We start from the raw sequence: 15,681 nt of genomic DNA, 5'->3' as shown, positions 1-15,681 counted from the left end.
ATTAAAACGCGAAGCAGCTGCAGCCGAGCGCGCCCCAGAAGGCGTTATCTTCGGCGACCGGTACACTGGAACCCCGGGCGATCTTATGCGAGTGTTGATGAACCCCGCACGGGCCGCTGCAGTGGTGGACGGCGGGCATCATGCCTGCACGGCTCTGCACAACTGGCGGGGCGCTGCGATAGTGACCCGGCACGTTTACCACTGGCGACCACTCAGGCAGGACCGGAATCGCGGGCGGTGCATCCGCGCTGAACGAACCGGCGGCATAGACAATATTGCCATCCACCACCGTCAGCACCGACTCAATGCCTTTAATTTCCTCTTCCGGCACGCTGAAGAAATCTTTGCTCAGCACGGCCAGATCCGCCAGAAGACCTACCTGAATCCGACCTTTTTTATTTTGTTCGCTGGAGAACCAGGCGCTGCCCTGTGTCCAGAGCATCAGCGCCGTTTCACGGTCAAGGCGGGCATTGACGTCATACATCTGCATGCCGCCCACGGTGCGACCAGAAACCAGCCAGTAGAGCGCGGTCCAGGGGTTGTAGCTGGCGACGCGGGTTGCGTCGGTGCCGAGTCCGACCGGGACGCCGGTTTCCAGCATTTTCTGTACCGGCGGGGTGTGGCGGGTGGCTTCAATGCCGTAGCGTTCAGCAAAGTATTCGCCCTGGAATGCCATGCGATGCTGCACCGCAATGCCACCGCCCAGCGCTTTGATACGATCGATATTGCGCTGAGTGACCGTTTCCGCGTGGTCAAAGAACCAGTGCAGACCATTAAACGGGATATCGCGGTTGACCTTCTCAAAGACATCCAGCATCCGGCTGATCGACTCGTCATAAGTTGCATGCAGACGGAAAGGCCAGCGATGTTCCACCAGATGACGCACCACGCGCTCCAGTTCGTCCTCCATGCCAGGCGCTAAGTCCGGACGTGGCTCCAGAAAATCTTCGAAGTCGGCGGCCGAGAACACCAGCATTTCGCCTGCGCCGTTGTGACGGAAATAGTCGCTGCCCTGGCCTGGCGTCAGCATGTCCGTCCACTTCTCAAAATCTTCCAGTTCATGACCCGGACGCTGCGTGAAGAGGTTGTAGGCGATACGCAGCGTCATCTGCTTTTTCTGATGCAGTTCAGCGATCACTTCGTAATCTTCGGGATAGTTCTGGAAGCCACCGCCCGCATCAATGGCGCTGGTCAGGCCCAGTCGATTCAGCTCGCGCATAAACTGGCGGGTCGAGTTGATCTGCTGTTCCAGCGGCAGTTTCGGGCCTTTCGCCAGCGTGGCGTAGAGGATCATCGCATTGGGACGGGCGATCAGCAGACCGGTGGGATTACCGTTACTGTCTCGCTGGATTTCACCACCCGGCGGGTTCGGCGTCTCTTTGGTATAGCCGACGACTTTCAGTGCGGCGCGGTTGAGCAGGGCGCGGTCATAAAGATGCAGCACGAAGACTGGCGTATCGGGGGCAGCCTCGTTGATCTCATCCAGCGTCGGCATCCGGCGCTCGGCAAACTGGAACTCGGTCCAGCCGCCTACCACACGCACCCACTGCGGTGACGGCGTGCGCAGCGCCTGCTCTTTCAGCATCCGCAGCGCATCGGCAACCGACGGAACGCCTTCCCATCGCAGTTCAAGGTTGTAGTTCAGACCACCACGAATCAGGTGCAGGTGTGAATCGTTCAGGCCCGGCACGGCGGTGTGACCTTTCAGATCGATCACTTTGGTGCCGTCACAGTGATACTCCATCGCCTCTGCCAGCGTACCTACCGCAACAAATTTGCCATCACGAATTGCCACGGCTTCTGCGACCGGATTGCTGCGGTCAACAGTATGAAATTTGCCATGGGTCAGTATCAGTTCTGCTTTACCCAGCGTAACCATAGATCCTCCTCAACGGGGTTGTCCGACTCAGCGCGGGACAGGAAGTGCCGCAATAAGCAGGGCACGAATAAGCCGGATTATGGTGAGCGGGCTGATGGGTCGTCTAGTTATACAGAGGGATACCTATACCTTCGTATAGTTATACGCAGAGATAATAGTTTGCCGTGTCACCTCGCCCTACACTGCGACCAGACAAGTCAGCAGCAGGATTAATAAACCTGTCCTGACCGTCTTTTTGCTCCGCGCCAGTTGGCGGAAATTCCGTTACTTAACCTCTATGGGTGAACGCATGTCCAACGCAAAGCTTGAAGTCCTCACGCCACATAACAGCCAGATTATCTTCATCGACCAGCAGCCGCAGATGGCCTTTGGCGTGCAGTCGATTGACCGCCAGGTGCTGAAAAACAACACCGTTGCGCTGGCGAAGGCGGCAAAAGTCTTCAACATCCCGACCATCATCACCACGGTCGAAACCGAAAGCTTCTCGGGTCACACTTATCCGGAACTGCTGGATGTCTTTCCTGGTCAGGACATTCTGGAGCGCAGCTCAATGAACTCCTGGGATGACCAGAAAGTGCGTGACGCGCTGGCAGCGAACGGCAAGAAAAAAGTGGTGGTGTCCGGTCTCTGGACGGAAGTGTGCAACAATAGCTTTGCCCTGTGCGCGATGCTGGAAGGCGACTACGAAATCTATATGGTGGCCGACGCGTCAGGCGGCACCACCAAAGAAGCGCACGACTACGCAATGCAGCGCATGATTCAGGCGGGTGTCGTGCCGGTGACCTGGCAACAGGTGATGCTGGAGTGGCAGCGTGACTGGGCTAACCGTGACACTTACGATGCGGTGATGAATATTGCCAAAGAGCATTCAGGTGCCTATGGCATTGGTGTGGATTACGCCTACACCATGGTGCATAAAGCGCCATCACGTCAGAAAAGCGAACACCGTACTCTGGCACCGGTTCACGCGCCGGTCCGCTAAGGGTCGCTCTGCTGATCGGCACGCGCTGCCGGTCAGCAGACGGGCAGCACAGGAGTCCGGTCATGAATCCTTTACTTCTTTCCCTGGCAGCAGGGGTGTTGATTGGCCTGTTTTATGGCCTGCTTAAAGTACGTTCACCCGCTCCGCCCGCGATTGCGCTGGTGGGCCTGCTGGGAATGTTACTGGGCGGGGCGCTGATGCAGGCGGTTATTCCAGCAGCGCATGCGACCGTCCTTCAGCCGCTCAACGCTCAGCCTGAAACATACCTGTTGCGGACAAGCTGAACATGTTGAAATCCTACATCATTTCTCTCGCGGTGGGCCTGCTTGCCGGGGTAATCTATGCGCTGATTAACGTCAACTCTCCGGCTCCGCCGATTATTGCACTGGTGGGGCTGTTCGGTATGCTGGTGGGGGAACAGATCATTCCGCTGGCTAAGCGTCTGCTTCGCCGTCAGCCGGTGACGCTGAAGTGGTTTCGCCATGAGTGTGTGCCAAAAATCAGTGGGACATCGCCACCCGATGGCGATAACACCCCTTAAATCCTCGCGTACCGCTCAGTGAGGCGTTCCGGAGAATAACTGCATGGCGCTGTCACAGCGTATTATCATTGTTGATGATGAACGCGCGGTCCGCAGTGGACTGAGCAATCTGTTGCACTCAGACGGCTACCCGACGCGCTTATATGAGTCCGGTGAGGCGCTCCTGAGCGATGACAATGCCCTTTCAGAGGCGGGCTTGCTGATTATTGATGTCGGACTCAAGGGCATGTCCGGTTTTGAGCTATTTGTCCTCCTGAAACAGCAGACAGAGCTGCCCCCGGTCATCTTTATCTCAGCAGATCTGGAAGAAACAACACTGTGGTATGCCATCGCCCTGGGGGCGGTCACGTTTTTGCGAAAGCCCATTGATGTTGATACGCTGCTGACACTGATCCGTTGCGAGTTATCCAGGGGAGAAGCCCGCTGATGAGCATGCTTTCAGTTAATGTCCAGGAAGGTGACGACGCAGGGATCGCGATTGACCACTTCGACACGCTGACACCGCTGGCGCAGGATGGCTGCCTGCTCTGGATACTGGCGCGCTGCCACTCTGGTGAATCCCTGATTATCGCTACGGGTCAAAGTGACGAGGTCACCTTTCAGGCGACGCAGCGACTTAAAAATGAGCGTGCGCTGGCGGGCTATCTTTCACCGCGCTGGGCAATCACCGCCACCGGCACCACCCGTTATCACAATCGGTATGCCCTGATTTATCCTTGCTTTCCGTTTCGTACTCTGGCTCACAATCTCGCCACTCCACCTGAAAACATCGCCGACTTCCTGCAGGTGGCATTGCAGCTCTGCCACACGCTCGGTCAGGCGCATCATCAGGGTATCGTGCATGGGGATATCAAGCCGGGTCACTTTTTTGTCACTGACGATGAGCGCTTCCGCCTGGGCGGATTTGGACTGGCCTCGCTGGCAGCGCAGTCGGCGGACAAAACCAGCCTGCGCGCCTCAGGCGGTACGCTGGCCTATATGTCTCCTGAGCATACCGGTCGCACACCGCATCCCGTCAGCAGCCTCAGCGATCTCTACAGCCTGGGTGTGGTGCTGTATGAGTACCTGACCGGCAGACTGCCGTTTGGATCAGCAGAAGCGGGTGAAGCAGAGTGGATTCATCATCACATTGCTACCGCCCCCCGTCCCGCCGAACAGGTCAGAGAGGATGTGCCGCCGATGCTCTCGGTGATTCTGTTGCGCCTGCTGGCAAAGTCGCCCGCAGAGGGGTATCAGACCGTGCAGGGATTGATGGCCGATCTGCGCCGTTGTCAGGCAACCCTCTCAGCGGAAAACACCATTGCGCCGTTTACGCCCGGTTTGCAGGAGCGGTTCAGCAGCAGTTTCCGGCCCGAAACGCTGTTCACGCAGCATCCGCAGGCGCGCCTGTTACTGACCACGCTTGAGGCGGTCAACCGCAGCGGCACGCAGAGCCTGGTGATGCTGAGCGGTGCGCCCGGCTCCGGGAAGTCTGCCATTATCGCCTCCGCACTGAAAAACCTGCAGCACCGACAGATTCTGCTGGCCGCCAGCAAGGCCGATCAGCATTCGCCAGTCGCCCCCTATGCCTCAATCGCCTCCGCCTTTCGCACGGTCACGCTCTATCTGCTGGGTTTGTCCGCCCCGGAAGTCAGCAAATGGCGGGGGCGACTGTTGCGGTTACTGGGCGGGTATACCGATTTAGCCATTGAACTGGTACCCGAATTAAAACAGCTGCTGAATATCCGGACACTGTCGCCCGTGGTGCGCCATGCTCCGGACGCCCGCGAGCAGTTTAACCAGATGGCGTGTGCGCTGATTGAGGCTTTTGCCACGCCGGGTCGCCCGCTGGTGATGCTGATTGATGATGTTCACTGGGCAGATAATGCCACGCTGCAACTGCTGGAAACGCTGATTATTCGTAGTGAACATCTGCCTTTTATGCTGGTGCTCGCTTTCCGGGAGGGTGAATCAATGCCCTGTCCGATGATTGCCGGTTTTCTACTGCGGATCAGAGAATCCGCGGCGCGGGCCGTGGCGCTGACGCCACAGCCGCTCAGCGTGAAAAGTATCGGTCGCTGGCTGGCGGGGAGGCTGCATACCCGTCCCGGCGGCCATCGCGAACTGGCACAGATTATTTTCGACAAAACCGGCGGCAATCCACTCTCTGTGCAGGAGTTCTTTCGTCAGGCGGTGGACGATGGGGTCATTTACTTTCGTCAGAACCCGCTGAAATGGCATTACGACAGCCAGACACTGAGTACGCGTCAGTACACCGACAATGTGGCAACGCTGGTGCTGAATCAGCTGGTACGGATGCCGGAGATAACGCGGCAGCTGCTGGGCGATCTGGCCTGCCTGGGCGCCAGCGGCGAACTCTCCCTGATAAGTCATATCAGCGGAACCCCTGTTAAACGGCTTCAGCAGCAGCTTGAACCGGCAGTCAGTGGTCGTTTTATCACCCTGACGGGCGGTAACTACGCCTTTACCCACGATCGGGTTCACAACGCGGCATTTTCGCTGCCCGACCGCCGGCAGCAACAGCATCTTCATCAGCAGGCGGCGGCATGGCTGTCAGACGCGGTGGTGACGGCGGATAACGGTGAAACACTGTTCCGCGCGGTTTATCACATTGGCATGATTGCTGAACTGCCGCTGAGTGTCGCAGAGCGTGAGCGGTATTATCCGCTCTGTCTGCGCGCTGCACAGGGAGCGAAACGTGCGGGGGACTATCTCTCGGCGCTGCGCTATCTGCGCACCGCCCAGCGACTTAGCCAGCGGATGGTGACCGGCAATGACTTTATGCTGGGTCTTGATGAGGCGGAGTGCGAGTTTCTGCACGGTAATCTCAGCAACGCACAATCGCTCTGCACCCGACTGCTGCGTGAGCCGGGAACGCTCAGTGAAAAATCCAGGGCTGCCTGTCTCTCTGCTGAAATTCATATGCGCCAGTCTGACAATCATCTGGCACTGGAAACCGCACTCGCCTGGCTGGCGGTTTTTGGTGAGCATTTCAACCGTAATCCGAATGACGCGGAGATCGACGCCGAATGGCTGTCACTCAGAACGCGGATTGGCGACTCCCCGCAGACCGCTTTTTCACGGCTGCCGCTGAACAACAATGCCGAAACGGAGTCGGTGCTGAACCTGATGGCCAGCACAATTTTTGTTTCCGCCTACGACTGCCCGCAGCTGCATCTGATGCTGGTCTGCCGGATGCTGAAGATGACGCTGGACCAGGGCATGACAGGGGCTTCTGCGTTTGGCCTTGCCTGGTTCAGCGTGCTGACTGGCGACCGCTATCAGGCCTGGCAGTTTAGCTATGACTGTGGCCGGGTGGCGCGTGCGCTGGTGGAAGAGCATAACTTTATCCGCTACAAAGCACGCACGCTGCTGCCACTGGATCAGGTAGGGATCTGGACACAGCCGCTGGATGTCGCCGTGGAGTGTGCCCGCGAAAGCTTTCGCGTGGCGGTAATGCATGGCGACCGCTCTTTTGCCTGCCTCTCGCTGCGTCATCAGATCATGAACACGCTGACACGCGGCGACCACCTTGAGTCGGTGCTGACCTCCATTGAGCGTGGACTGGCGTTTACCCGCAAATCGTATTATCCCGACGTCGAGAACGTGCTCGTTATGCAGAAGCAACTGGTGATGCAACTGCGTAATAGCAATGGATTCAGGGCAGAGGATCGCGTCGCCTCTTTGCCGCTGGTAGCGGGCAGTGAGCCGGGGCCGATATCCGGCCCTAAAGCGATGGTGCGGTTCTGGGACGGTCTCTATCGGGGAATGGCGCATTTCTTTGCGGCTGAATACCGGGAGGCGCTGCGCTGTTTTGAGGATATTCGTCCGCTGATTAGCGCAGTGCCCGCTTATATCTATCTGATGGATTTTCATTTCTACAGCGCATTATCACTGAGTCACCAGCCTGAAGCGGCTGACAGCAATGTGCTGCGTGGCCATCTCGACAAGTTTGCTGACTGGGCTGACCTCAATCCTGGTCTGTTTGCAGACAAATATGCTCTGCTCAGGGCAGAGTGCGCGCGTCTGGCGGGCAACACGGGCGACGCTCTGAAGCAGTATGAACAGGCCATTCGTCTCTCCAGACAGGCGGGCTATCTGCACATCCATGCGCTGGCGAATCAGCTGGCGGGTCGCTGCTGCAAAGCCTTACAGCTGGACACCGCCGCAGATGCCTGGATTAAAGCGGCAATGGCAAGCTGGGAAAACTGGGGCGCGCAGGCAATGGTGCGCCAGCTGGAGCAGCGCTATCCGCATCTGTCCGCGCCGCTGCAAAACAGCGCACTGGCGACAATTCCGTTTACCCAGGATGCCGCATTCTATGACATGGAGAGCGTGCTGACCGCCGTGCGCGCCCTGACGGAGGAGATCAACCTTGATCGGTTGATACATACCCTGATGCGCATGCTGCTGGAGCGGGCCGGTGCTCAGCGCTGTCGGCTCATCCGGATTCTGGATGGCAATCTGCCGGAGACGCAGGCCTGGGCAGAGAGCATGGCAGAGGGGGTGCGTGTGCAGATTGTTAAAGAACGACCTCTCGCGTCCGACCTGCCTTTATCCGTGCTGTCAGCGGTGATCCGAACAGGCCAGGAGATACGCACCGGCAAACCGGAGGCGTTCAGTCCCTTCAGCCAGGATCCCTATCTGGTGGCTTCAGGCGCAGCGGTGTTGTGTGTCCCGATGTTCAGGCAGGCCAACATGGTCGGGGTGCTCTATCTGGAGAACCGCCTGATGCCCGACGCGTTTACTGCTGAGCACTCCCATATAGTAAAAACCCTGAGTGCGCAGGCGGCCGTTTCGCTGGAAAACGCACGGCTCTACGCAGAGCTGCTGGAGGAGAACACTCATCGGCGGCGGGTTGAGAAGCAGTTGCGAGCCAGTAAAACCTCGCTGATGCTCGGCGAGAAGATCAGCCATACCGGCACCTGGCGCTGGGAATTGACAGAGGACATGATGATGGTCTCTGAAGAATATGGTCGCATTCTTGGCCTGCCAGCTGAACAAAAAGGGCTGTCGATGGCTGACTTTCTCACCCGCGTTCATCCCGATGATCATGCGTGCATCAGTGAACTGGTCACGCTTAGCGTCAGCCAGGGGCGCAGTATGCAGGCTGAGTTCCGTATACTCAGGCCGGACGGGGAATGCCGCTATATTAAAGGCATCGGAGAACCGGTGGACAATTTCCCGGAGGTGAAAGAGTATTTCGGCACCATTTCGGATATCACTTTACAGCGTCAGGCAGAAGATAGCGCGCGTATGGCGCAGGCGGACCTGGCTCGGGTTAGCCGCGCCACCACCGTCGGGCAGCTTACTGCTTCCATCGCCCATGAGATTAACCAGCCTCTGATGTCAATCGTGGCTAACGCGGGTGCCAGCCTGCGCTGGTTAAAGCGTGAACCCTTGATGCTGGAAAATGCCAGCAGCAGTCTGAACGAGATCATTAAAGAGGGTAAACGTGCCGGAGAGATTATTCGCGGTCTGCAGGCGCTGACCCGCAATCATGAACCGAGCTTTGCGCCAGAAAACCTGCATCTGATTGCCCGTGATATTCTGGCGCTCTCCCGGATCGAGCTGGAACGGCGGGGCATTTCACTGGAACTGAAACTCAAGGCGGCCAGGGCAGATATTTTCTGCGACCGCGTTCAGATTCAGCAGGTGCTGCTCAATCTGGTCATTAATGCTATCGATGCCATGTCCGATGATTTACCGCGCGCGGCCCTGCTGCGCCTCACCTCAGAGAATCCCACGGCTGAAACGCTGCGCTTTGAGGTGCTGGATAGCGGTTGCGGATTGCCTGATGGCGTGCGTGACCGGATCTTTGAGTCGTTCTACACCACCAAGAAAAGCGGCATGGGCATGGGATTAACCATCAGTAAAGGGATCATCAAAAAGCACTGCGGAGAGTTAGGCGCAGAGAACCGGCCAGAAGGCGGCAGCCGTTTCTGGTTTACACTGCCACTGGAATAAGCGTGCGGGCCAGCTTTACATCGTGGCTTTAGCGACGGCGGGTATGATCAATATTGAGCCGCTCAGCCGCACGCACCAGATCGGTCAGCGAGCGCGCATGCATCTTCTCCATCACTCGCCGCTTGTGGACTTTAGCCGTAATTTCACTGACGCCCATTTCGGCAGCAATCTGCTTATTGAGCAGGCCACTAACCGCCAGCAGCATCACCTCGCTTTCACGCGGCGTCAGGGTCTGGTGCCGCTGGAATATTTCTCGCCGCTCCTCAGAGGCGGCCATATTCTGTTCAGCGATGCGCAACGCTTCCGCTACTGCCTGCAACATATGATCGGGATCAACCGGTTTAGTCAGAAACTCATAAGCGCCGGTTTTCATCGCACGCACTGTGACCGGAATGGTCCCGAAACCGGTTAAAAAGATGGTGGGGATCGTGTAACCGCGATCGAGCAAAGCCTGTGCGACATCGAATCCATCTGCGCCGGGAAGATTAATATCCAGAATCAGGCAACAGGGAAGGGGAGTGAATGCATGAGCCAGAAAATCATCTGCCGATGAAAACGTGATAACTGTGTAATCGTCGGCGGTGAGCAGATTACGTAATGCTGAAGTCACAGCAGCGTCGTCGTCAACAATATATACGATGGGATTCATAGGGACCTCATTCCAGCCAGAGTTTTACTGATAATTAAATTAAACATGACGCGTAAAGAGGCCCTGAACAGTGAGCCTCCGGCAGGGTTAACAGGATATTACCATAACAGTTATCATTATCATCTTATGATTAACAGCATGTTAAGAATCAGATAAATTACTGATAGATATGATTAAAACGTGAGCGTTATACTGTGGGCTGTGTGCCGTCATTCCGGTCTGCTGGGTATTGGACTATAAGCTGAGCGCCATATTTGTGTAATCAACAGAGCGCTCACTTGCGACCAGCAGAATAGTGATCGCCATACGCTGAAATAGTCCATAAAATTGCTCACCGGATTAAATCTGCCTCGCTTTTTTAATGGCGTAATAAGTTCGTGCCAGTGTGTAATTCATCTCTGGAATAAGCGGCACGGTAACTGACAATCAGTGGTTAACTCACTTCAGACTGAACAGCGCCGCAATTCACGCGATACACAACAAAAAGTCAGTTTATAGTTACAACATACATTTAACGGATAAATGTATCAGGGGTCAGGCAACAGAGTGATCATTGCTAAGCAGCATTCAGATCCCCTTTGTCATTATCACGAAGGTTTTGTCATAAAAAACCCCTGATTTCATCCGGTAAGAAGTCATTACATTTTAAAAAAGCCTTACCTGTCAGCGATTAACCTCAATAAGCGTAGCGGTATTCATGGCACGGCTGATAATCCTCACTAAGCTTGTGAAGTAACCGTTTAAATTTGGGGACATTTTCCAGCCCAGCGCTATTCGCCATGTCGTCATGAGGCTCATATGAGTGAAAATTACTGCACCATTCTTTTCAATGGTGAACGATTAGAAGGATTTGCTGATCAACCGCTTATCGATTTTCTGGATGCTCACGGGAAAAAACTGCCTCATGTCTGTTATCACCCGGCGTTAACGCCGCAACAAAGCTGTGATGTCTGCTGGGTCGATGCTAATGGCGAGCGTGTTCGCGGTTGTACGCTTCGTACTGAAGAGGGTTTGTCGGTCCGGAGTGAGGGCAGTGTGCTGAAAGCCGCGCAGCAGGAGGGTATGGATAGGCTGCTTAATCGTCATGAGCTTTACTGCACCGTCTGCGAACACAACACCGGCGACTGTACGCTGCATAACGCAGTAGCCGATATGCACATTCCGATTCAGTACTATCCTCATCAGCCCAAGCCTTACGCGAAAGATCACTCCAATCCGTTTTACACCTACGACCCTGACCAGTGCATCTTATGTGGTCGCTGTGTCGAGGCGTGCCAGAATGTAGAGGTCAACGAGACGCTCTCGATTGACTATACCCAGGCGCACCCACGCGTGTTGTGGGATGGCGGCACGGAAATCGCCGGCTCCAGTTGCGTCAGCTGTGGGCACTGCGTTACGGTCTGCCCGTGCAATGCACTGCTGGAAAAAACGATGCAGCCCGATGCGGGCCCGTTCACCGCGATGGATGAAGGGCTGAAGCGTCCGCTTATCGACTTTGTGAAAACGCTGGAAAACAGTATCGGCATGGAGCCAATTACCGGTGTGTCAAAAATTGACGTGGCGCTGCGCCAGTCTGAAATCAAACGCACCAAAACAGTCTGCACATATTGTGGCGTGGGCTGCAGCTTCGAAATCTGGACCCGCGATCGTCACATCCTGAAAATTCAGCCGGTCGCCGAAGCGCCAGCCAATGGTATTTCCACCTGTGTTAAAGGCAAGTTTGGCTGGGATTTCGTCAACAGCGCGGAACGCCTGACAACGCCGCTGATTCGCGAGAATGGCCGCTTCCGGCCTGCCAGCTGGGATGAAGCATTACAGCGGGTTGCCGATGGATTACGTGGTGTTGCGCAGAACTATGGCGGTGACGCAATAGGCTTTATTGGCTCCAGTAAAGCGAGTAACGAAGAAGCCTATCTCACCCAGAAAATCGCCCGTTTAATCTTCGGCACCAACAATGTCGATAACTCTTCACGCTATTGTCAGAACCCGGCCACAGAAGGGTTATTTCGGACTGTGGGCTACGGTGGCGATGCCGGAACAATAAAAGATCTGCAGGAAACCGATCTGATTGTGCTGGTCGGCAGTAACCTTTCCGAGAACCATCCGGTTATCGCTTCGCACATCAAACAGAGCCATAAACATCGCGGTCAGAAACTGCTGGTTGTCGATCCGCGTCGTCACGAAATGGCGGAACGGGCTGACTGCTATCTGCGCATCCGGCCAGGTAGCGATCTCGTCTGGGCCTCAGCGATGGCGAAATATATGTTCGATCACGGTTATGCCGATGACGCGTTTCTGTCACAGCGGGTTAATCAGGTCGAAGAGTACCGCGCCTCGCTCGATGCCTTTACGCTCGACTATGCCAGTAAGATCTGTGGCCTGAGCGAAGCCGAACTTACAGAGGCGGCGGAGATGATTGGCCAGGCGAGCAGCGCCTGCATATTGTGGGCGATGGGGATTACCCAGCACAGCCACGGTGCCGACACCAGCACGGCGCTGTCGAACCTGCTGCTGGTCACCGGCAACTATGGCCGGTCTGGCACCGGCGGATACCCGATGCGCGGACACAACAATGTGCAGGGCGCCAGCGACTTCGGCTGCCTGAGCAATCTCTATCCCGGCTATGAAAAAGTCACTGACGCGGCGGTGCGGGAGAAATGGGCGCGAGCATGGGGCGTCGCGCCTGAGGCACTCTCCGACCAGCCAGGCGCGGATAACTTCAAAATGGTGCAGGAGGCGGGTGAAGGTAAAATCCGCGCGATGTATATCACCGGCGAAGAGACCGCCTTTGCGGATGCTGACTCAGATTCTGTGCATGCCGCCTTCACCAAACTGGAATTTATGGTGGTTCAGGACATTTTCATGTCGCGCACGGCTGAGTTTGCCGATGTGGTGTTACCCGGCGCGCCCAGCGTGGAGAAAGAGGGGACGTTTGTGAACACCGAGCGACGCATCCAGCACTTCTCGCCCGCCATGAAACCCCTGGGCGACTGTCGTCCCGACTGGCAGATTTTCACCGAACTCGCCGCGCGCCTCGGTCACCCGTGGCATTACCCGAATCCGGGCGCGATCATGGCGGAAGCAGCGGGCATTGCAGATATTTTCGCCGGCGTAAGCTATGAGCAACTGGTCGGCTGGCAGTCGCAACTCTGGCCGGTCAATGCCGCAGGTGAAAGCACGCCGCGTCTCTACACGGAACGGTTTAATTTCCCGGATGGCAAAGCCCGGCTTTATCCGCTGAGCTGGCAGCCACCCGCCGAGCAGGAGGATGCAGAGTACAATCTCCTGCTGAATAACGGCAGGATGCTGGAGCATTTTCAGTCGATGAACCAGACCGGTCAGGGTGGCCGCATGATGTCGCTGTCACCTAATGCCTTTGTTGAGATCTCACCGGAACTGGCTGCCTCGCGCGCGCTGACGGAAGGAGAATGGGTGCGCATCACCTCACGGCGCGGCTCGCTGGATGTGCCGGTTGTTATCACCGAACGCGTGGCGGGCAACGTCATGTTTATGCCAATTCATCATGGTAAGGATGGCGTCAACGCGCTGACCGGCGAACATCACGATCCCGACGTCAACACACCGGCTTATAAAGAGCTTGCCGTGAACATGAAGCGAATCGAACGGCGGACGCAGCCCAATCCGTTGCCGTTACACAACTTCCGTTACGGCAGTCGGACCCCGCTGGATCACCTGCCGATTGAACAAAAATGGCAGCAGGCAGGCTACCGTGAACCGCCTGAACACGTAGACAAACCGGAGAAATTTTAATGGCAGAACGGATGAAATATCAGGTCACGCCGACACGTACTGAGCCAACCGCACGCGAAGCGATGGATGAGCTGATTGAAAATCTCCACCAGCACGGTTTTCTGCGGCTGGCGAACGATCTGGTTAAATCAAATAGCGAGGTGGCGAAAATCCTGGTTTCGGGCCTTAATCAGCCGGGTACGCAGAACGCGCTACAGAATCTCTCGCTACTGATGATGACGCTGGGCAGTGTGCCGCCAGAAAGTTTTAATCATCTGCTGTTGGCCGTTCGCGATGCCGCGATGGCCGTTAAACCGGCGCGCGATGAGGCCCGTCAGGAAAAAGCCGCGCCAGGCATCCGCGGCATCATCCGGTTGCTCAATGATGAAGATCTGTGGCGTGGACTGCGCCCGATCTTCGCCGCACTGGAGGTCTTCTCACAGCAGATTGACCGTGAAGAGCAGAAGCCGATTACCCGCTTCAGTGGCAAGCCCACACGGGAGTAGTTCAGCCTGCGTTCGTTCAGGATTGCGTGGGGGTGTAGATCAGATGACCGGCTACACCGCCCGCGCCGCCATCTTTTGGATGATTGATACCATCGGAGACCGGGACATCGGTGAAATCAAACGGCGAAACCCCCTCAAGGCAGGCGACATTCACCCCGAACTGATTGGGCTGTGAGCGGCTCTGATGAAAGGTGTAAATGCCGCAAACCGAACAGAAGTAGTGGCCCACCTCTTTGCTGTTGAATCGATATTCGGTGAGCTGCGCTTCACCCCGGATCAGCTCCACCTTTGTCGCAAATACCACCACCGCGCCGCGCATCCGGCAAAACGAACAGTTGCAGCGGCGCACCGTATTAAATCCATCCTTCAGCGTCACCCGGTACGCCACCGCGCCACAGTGGCATTGCGCTGTCATTTCATTTTGCATCCTGATCTCCTGTGTAGTGAAACCAACCAGCTTTCAGCCTACGCCAAAGCCTGGGATTTGGCAGCATCGGGTGCGGATTTGTCGACCATTAGTATAGCCAGGGCAGTGTGCATTTATCGGGTTCGCCTGCGACATGATTTATTTCATCACGCCGTATCAGACAGTAATAAGCATCATCTCTTCCGCTTCAAACGCCTCAAGCAGTTCTTTATCGAGCTTCTCTTCCACGACGAGCGTTGAGATTTCACGGCATTTCGCCACGCTGAATCGCGCTACTGCGGGGATTTTATCCGCTGTCAGCCCGACAATGACCTGATTGCTTTGCGCCATGGCGACTTTCTTGAATTCGCAATCCGCATAGTTAAAACCGGTCAGCCCGGCCTCCGGGCTCATGGCGCAGCCGCCAATAAACGCCTGATCAAACAGAATCCCCTGGATCTGGTTGATCGCGGTTTGCCCGACCGCGCCGCCGGTGCTCGTCTGTATCTGCCCGCCCAGCATAATTACCTCCGCAGCAGGATGGTTGATCAGTAGCGCAGCAATATCGGGCGCATTGGTGACGACGGTGATATTCAAATCTGGTGATAGCGCCTGTGCCAGCGCCAGATTGGTCGTACCGGCATCAACAAAGATGCAGCTATTGGCTTTCACCAGGCTGGCACAGCGCTGCGCAATCAGGGCTTTTGCTGCGTGATCGTGAGCTTTCCGGCTGACAAAGCTGCCCGCCTCCTGCAGCTGTAACACCGCACCGCCATAGACCTTTTTACATAAACCCTCTTTACTGAGTTCATGGAGATCGCGGCGGATAGTGTGCTCTGACACGGCCAGTTGCCTTGCAAGGTCAGCGCAGACCACACGTCCTTTGTCCTTCAATATCTCACGAATCAGCGCTTGTCGCTGCTGCGGGAAAGCTGCATAATCGAGCATATAAACCTCAAATAATTCAAAATCGAGCTATAGTGAGCATAATCGTTCACTGC

Annotated in this window: 11 protein-coding genes; 7 read left to right on the top strand and 4 right to left on the bottom strand. The window is 56.2% G+C overall.

Translation table 11 applies throughout. The features are described from left to right. Position 1: 1 nt before the first annotated feature. The gene (locus AC6I8J_RS20315; RefSeq protein ID WP_497825784.1) at positions 2–1,879 is read right to left on the bottom strand and encodes an amidohydrolase; all 1,878 of its coding nucleotides are present in this window, start codon (positions 1,877–1,879) and stop codon (positions 2–4) included. 289 nt (positions 1,880–2,168) lie between these two features. On the opposite strand from AC6I8J_RS20315, the gene AC6I8J_RS20310 reads away from it, so the two are divergent. The 5 genes from AC6I8J_RS20310 (at position 2,169) to AC6I8J_RS20290 (ending at position 9,369) form a co-directional block, all read left to right on the top strand. Then, positions 2,169–2,861: a hydrolase gene (locus tag AC6I8J_RS20310; RefSeq protein ID WP_010670331.1), complete on the top strand. Its 693-nt coding sequence runs from the start codon at positions 2,169–2,171 to the stop codon at positions 2,859–2,861. A gap of 62 nt (positions 2,862–2,923) precedes the next feature. Beyond that, a complete protein-coding gene (locus AC6I8J_RS20305; RefSeq protein ID WP_161734592.1) occupies positions 2,924–3,145 on the top strand; it encodes a DUF1427 family protein in 222 nt (73 codons plus the stop codon). Between the two features lie 2 nt (positions 3,146–3,147). Further along, positions 3,148–3,402 carry a XapX domain-containing protein gene (locus tag AC6I8J_RS20300; protein ID WP_497825783.1) on the top strand — a complete coding sequence of 85 codons (255 nt, stop codon included), beginning with the start codon at positions 3,148–3,150 and terminating at the stop codon, positions 3,400–3,402. A 43-nt stretch (positions 3,403–3,445) separates the two neighbouring features. Then, positions 3,446–3,829, top strand: a complete 384-nt coding sequence (locus AC6I8J_RS20295) for a response regulator transcription factor (protein ID WP_161734598.1) — start codon at positions 3,446–3,448, stop codon at positions 3,827–3,829. Continuing rightward, a complete protein-coding gene (locus tag AC6I8J_RS20290) occupies positions 3,829–9,369 on the top strand; it encodes a trifunctional serine/threonine-protein kinase/ATP-binding protein/sensor histidine kinase (RefSeq protein ID WP_497825782.1) in 5,541 nt (1,846 codons plus the stop codon). The genes AC6I8J_RS20295 and AC6I8J_RS20290 overlap by 1 nt, the downstream gene beginning before the upstream one ends. A gap of 28 nt (positions 9,370–9,397) precedes the next feature. Here the strand turns inward: AC6I8J_RS20290 and AC6I8J_RS20285 are convergent, their stop codons facing one another. Beyond that, on the bottom strand, positions 9,398–10,018 hold the full coding sequence (locus AC6I8J_RS20285) for a response regulator transcription factor (protein WP_497825781.1): 621 nt from the start codon (positions 10,016–10,018) through the stop codon (positions 9,398–9,400). 798 nt (positions 10,019–10,816) lie between these two features. Here AC6I8J_RS20285 and fdhF point away from each other — a divergent pair. Together fdhF and AC6I8J_RS20275 are read left to right on the top strand one after the other, a co-directional pair. Then, the gene (gene fdhF, locus AC6I8J_RS20280) at positions 10,817–13,789 is read left to right on the top strand and encodes a formate dehydrogenase subunit alpha (RefSeq protein WP_497825780.1); all 2,973 of its coding nucleotides are present in this window, start codon (positions 10,817–10,819) and stop codon (positions 13,787–13,789) included. Beyond that, a complete protein-coding gene (locus AC6I8J_RS20275) occupies positions 13,789–14,274 on the top strand; it encodes a helical membrane plugin domain-containing protein (RefSeq protein ID WP_497825779.1) in 486 nt (161 codons plus the stop codon). The genes fdhF and AC6I8J_RS20275 overlap by 1 nt, the downstream gene beginning before the upstream one ends. 16 nt (positions 14,275–14,290) lie before the next feature. Here the strand turns inward: AC6I8J_RS20275 and AC6I8J_RS20270 are convergent, their stop codons facing one another. Together AC6I8J_RS20270 and AC6I8J_RS20265 are read right to left on the bottom strand one after the other, a co-directional pair. After that, the gene (locus AC6I8J_RS20270) at positions 14,291–14,701 is read right to left on the bottom strand and encodes a GFA family protein (RefSeq protein WP_497825778.1); all 411 of its coding nucleotides are present in this window, start codon (positions 14,699–14,701) and stop codon (positions 14,291–14,293) included. 156 nt (positions 14,702–14,857) lie between these two features. Then, on the bottom strand, positions 14,858–15,628 hold the full coding sequence (locus AC6I8J_RS20265) for a DeoR/GlpR family DNA-binding transcription regulator (RefSeq protein ID WP_497825777.1): 771 nt from the start codon (positions 15,626–15,628) through the stop codon (positions 14,858–14,860). Between the last annotated feature and the right edge of the window lie 53 nt (positions 15,629–15,681).

The organism is Pantoea sp. X-Soil-ISGK-355 (genome assembly GCF_059730805.1).
Note: the sequence above shows the minus strand (reverse complement) of the source record. Positions and strands in the feature narration are given on the sequence as shown.

Bases quoted from the DNA above. Each gene is read 5' to 3' on its own strand.
- AC6I8J_RS20315 (WP_497825784.1), bottom strand. From the start codon at position 1,879: ATGGTTACGCTGGGTAAAGCAGAACTGATACTGACCCATGGCAAATTT.
- AC6I8J_RS20310 (WP_010670331.1), top strand. From the start codon at position 2,169: ATGTCCAACGCAAAGCTTGAAGTCCTCACGCCACATAACAGCCAGATT.
- AC6I8J_RS20305 (WP_161734592.1), top strand. From the start codon at position 2,924: ATGAATCCTTTACTTCTTTCCCTGGCAGCAGGGGTGTTGATTGGCCTG.
- AC6I8J_RS20300 (WP_497825783.1), top strand. From the start codon at position 3,148: ATGTTGAAATCCTACATCATTTCTCTCGCGGTGGGCCTGCTTGCCGGG.
- AC6I8J_RS20295 (WP_161734598.1), top strand. From the start codon at position 3,446: ATGGCGCTGTCACAGCGTATTATCATTGTTGATGATGAACGCGCGGTC.
- AC6I8J_RS20290 (WP_497825782.1), top strand. From the start codon at position 3,829: ATGAGCATGCTTTCAGTTAATGTCCAGGAAGGTGACGACGCAGGGATC.
- AC6I8J_RS20285 (WP_497825781.1), bottom strand. From the start codon at position 10,018: ATGAATCCCATCGTATATATTGTTGACGACGACGCTGCTGTGACTTCA.
- fdhF (WP_497825780.1), top strand. From the start codon at position 10,817: ATGAGTGAAAATTACTGCACCATTCTTTTCAATGGTGAACGATTAGAA.
- AC6I8J_RS20275 (WP_497825779.1), top strand. From the start codon at position 13,789: ATGGCAGAACGGATGAAATATCAGGTCACGCCGACACGTACTGAGCCA.
- AC6I8J_RS20270 (WP_497825778.1), bottom strand. From the start codon at position 14,701: ATGCAAAATGAAATGACAGCGCAATGCCACTGTGGCGCGGTGGCGTAC.
- AC6I8J_RS20265 (WP_497825777.1), bottom strand. From the start codon at position 15,628: ATGCTCGATTATGCAGCTTTCCCGCAGCAGCGACAAGCGCTGATTCGT.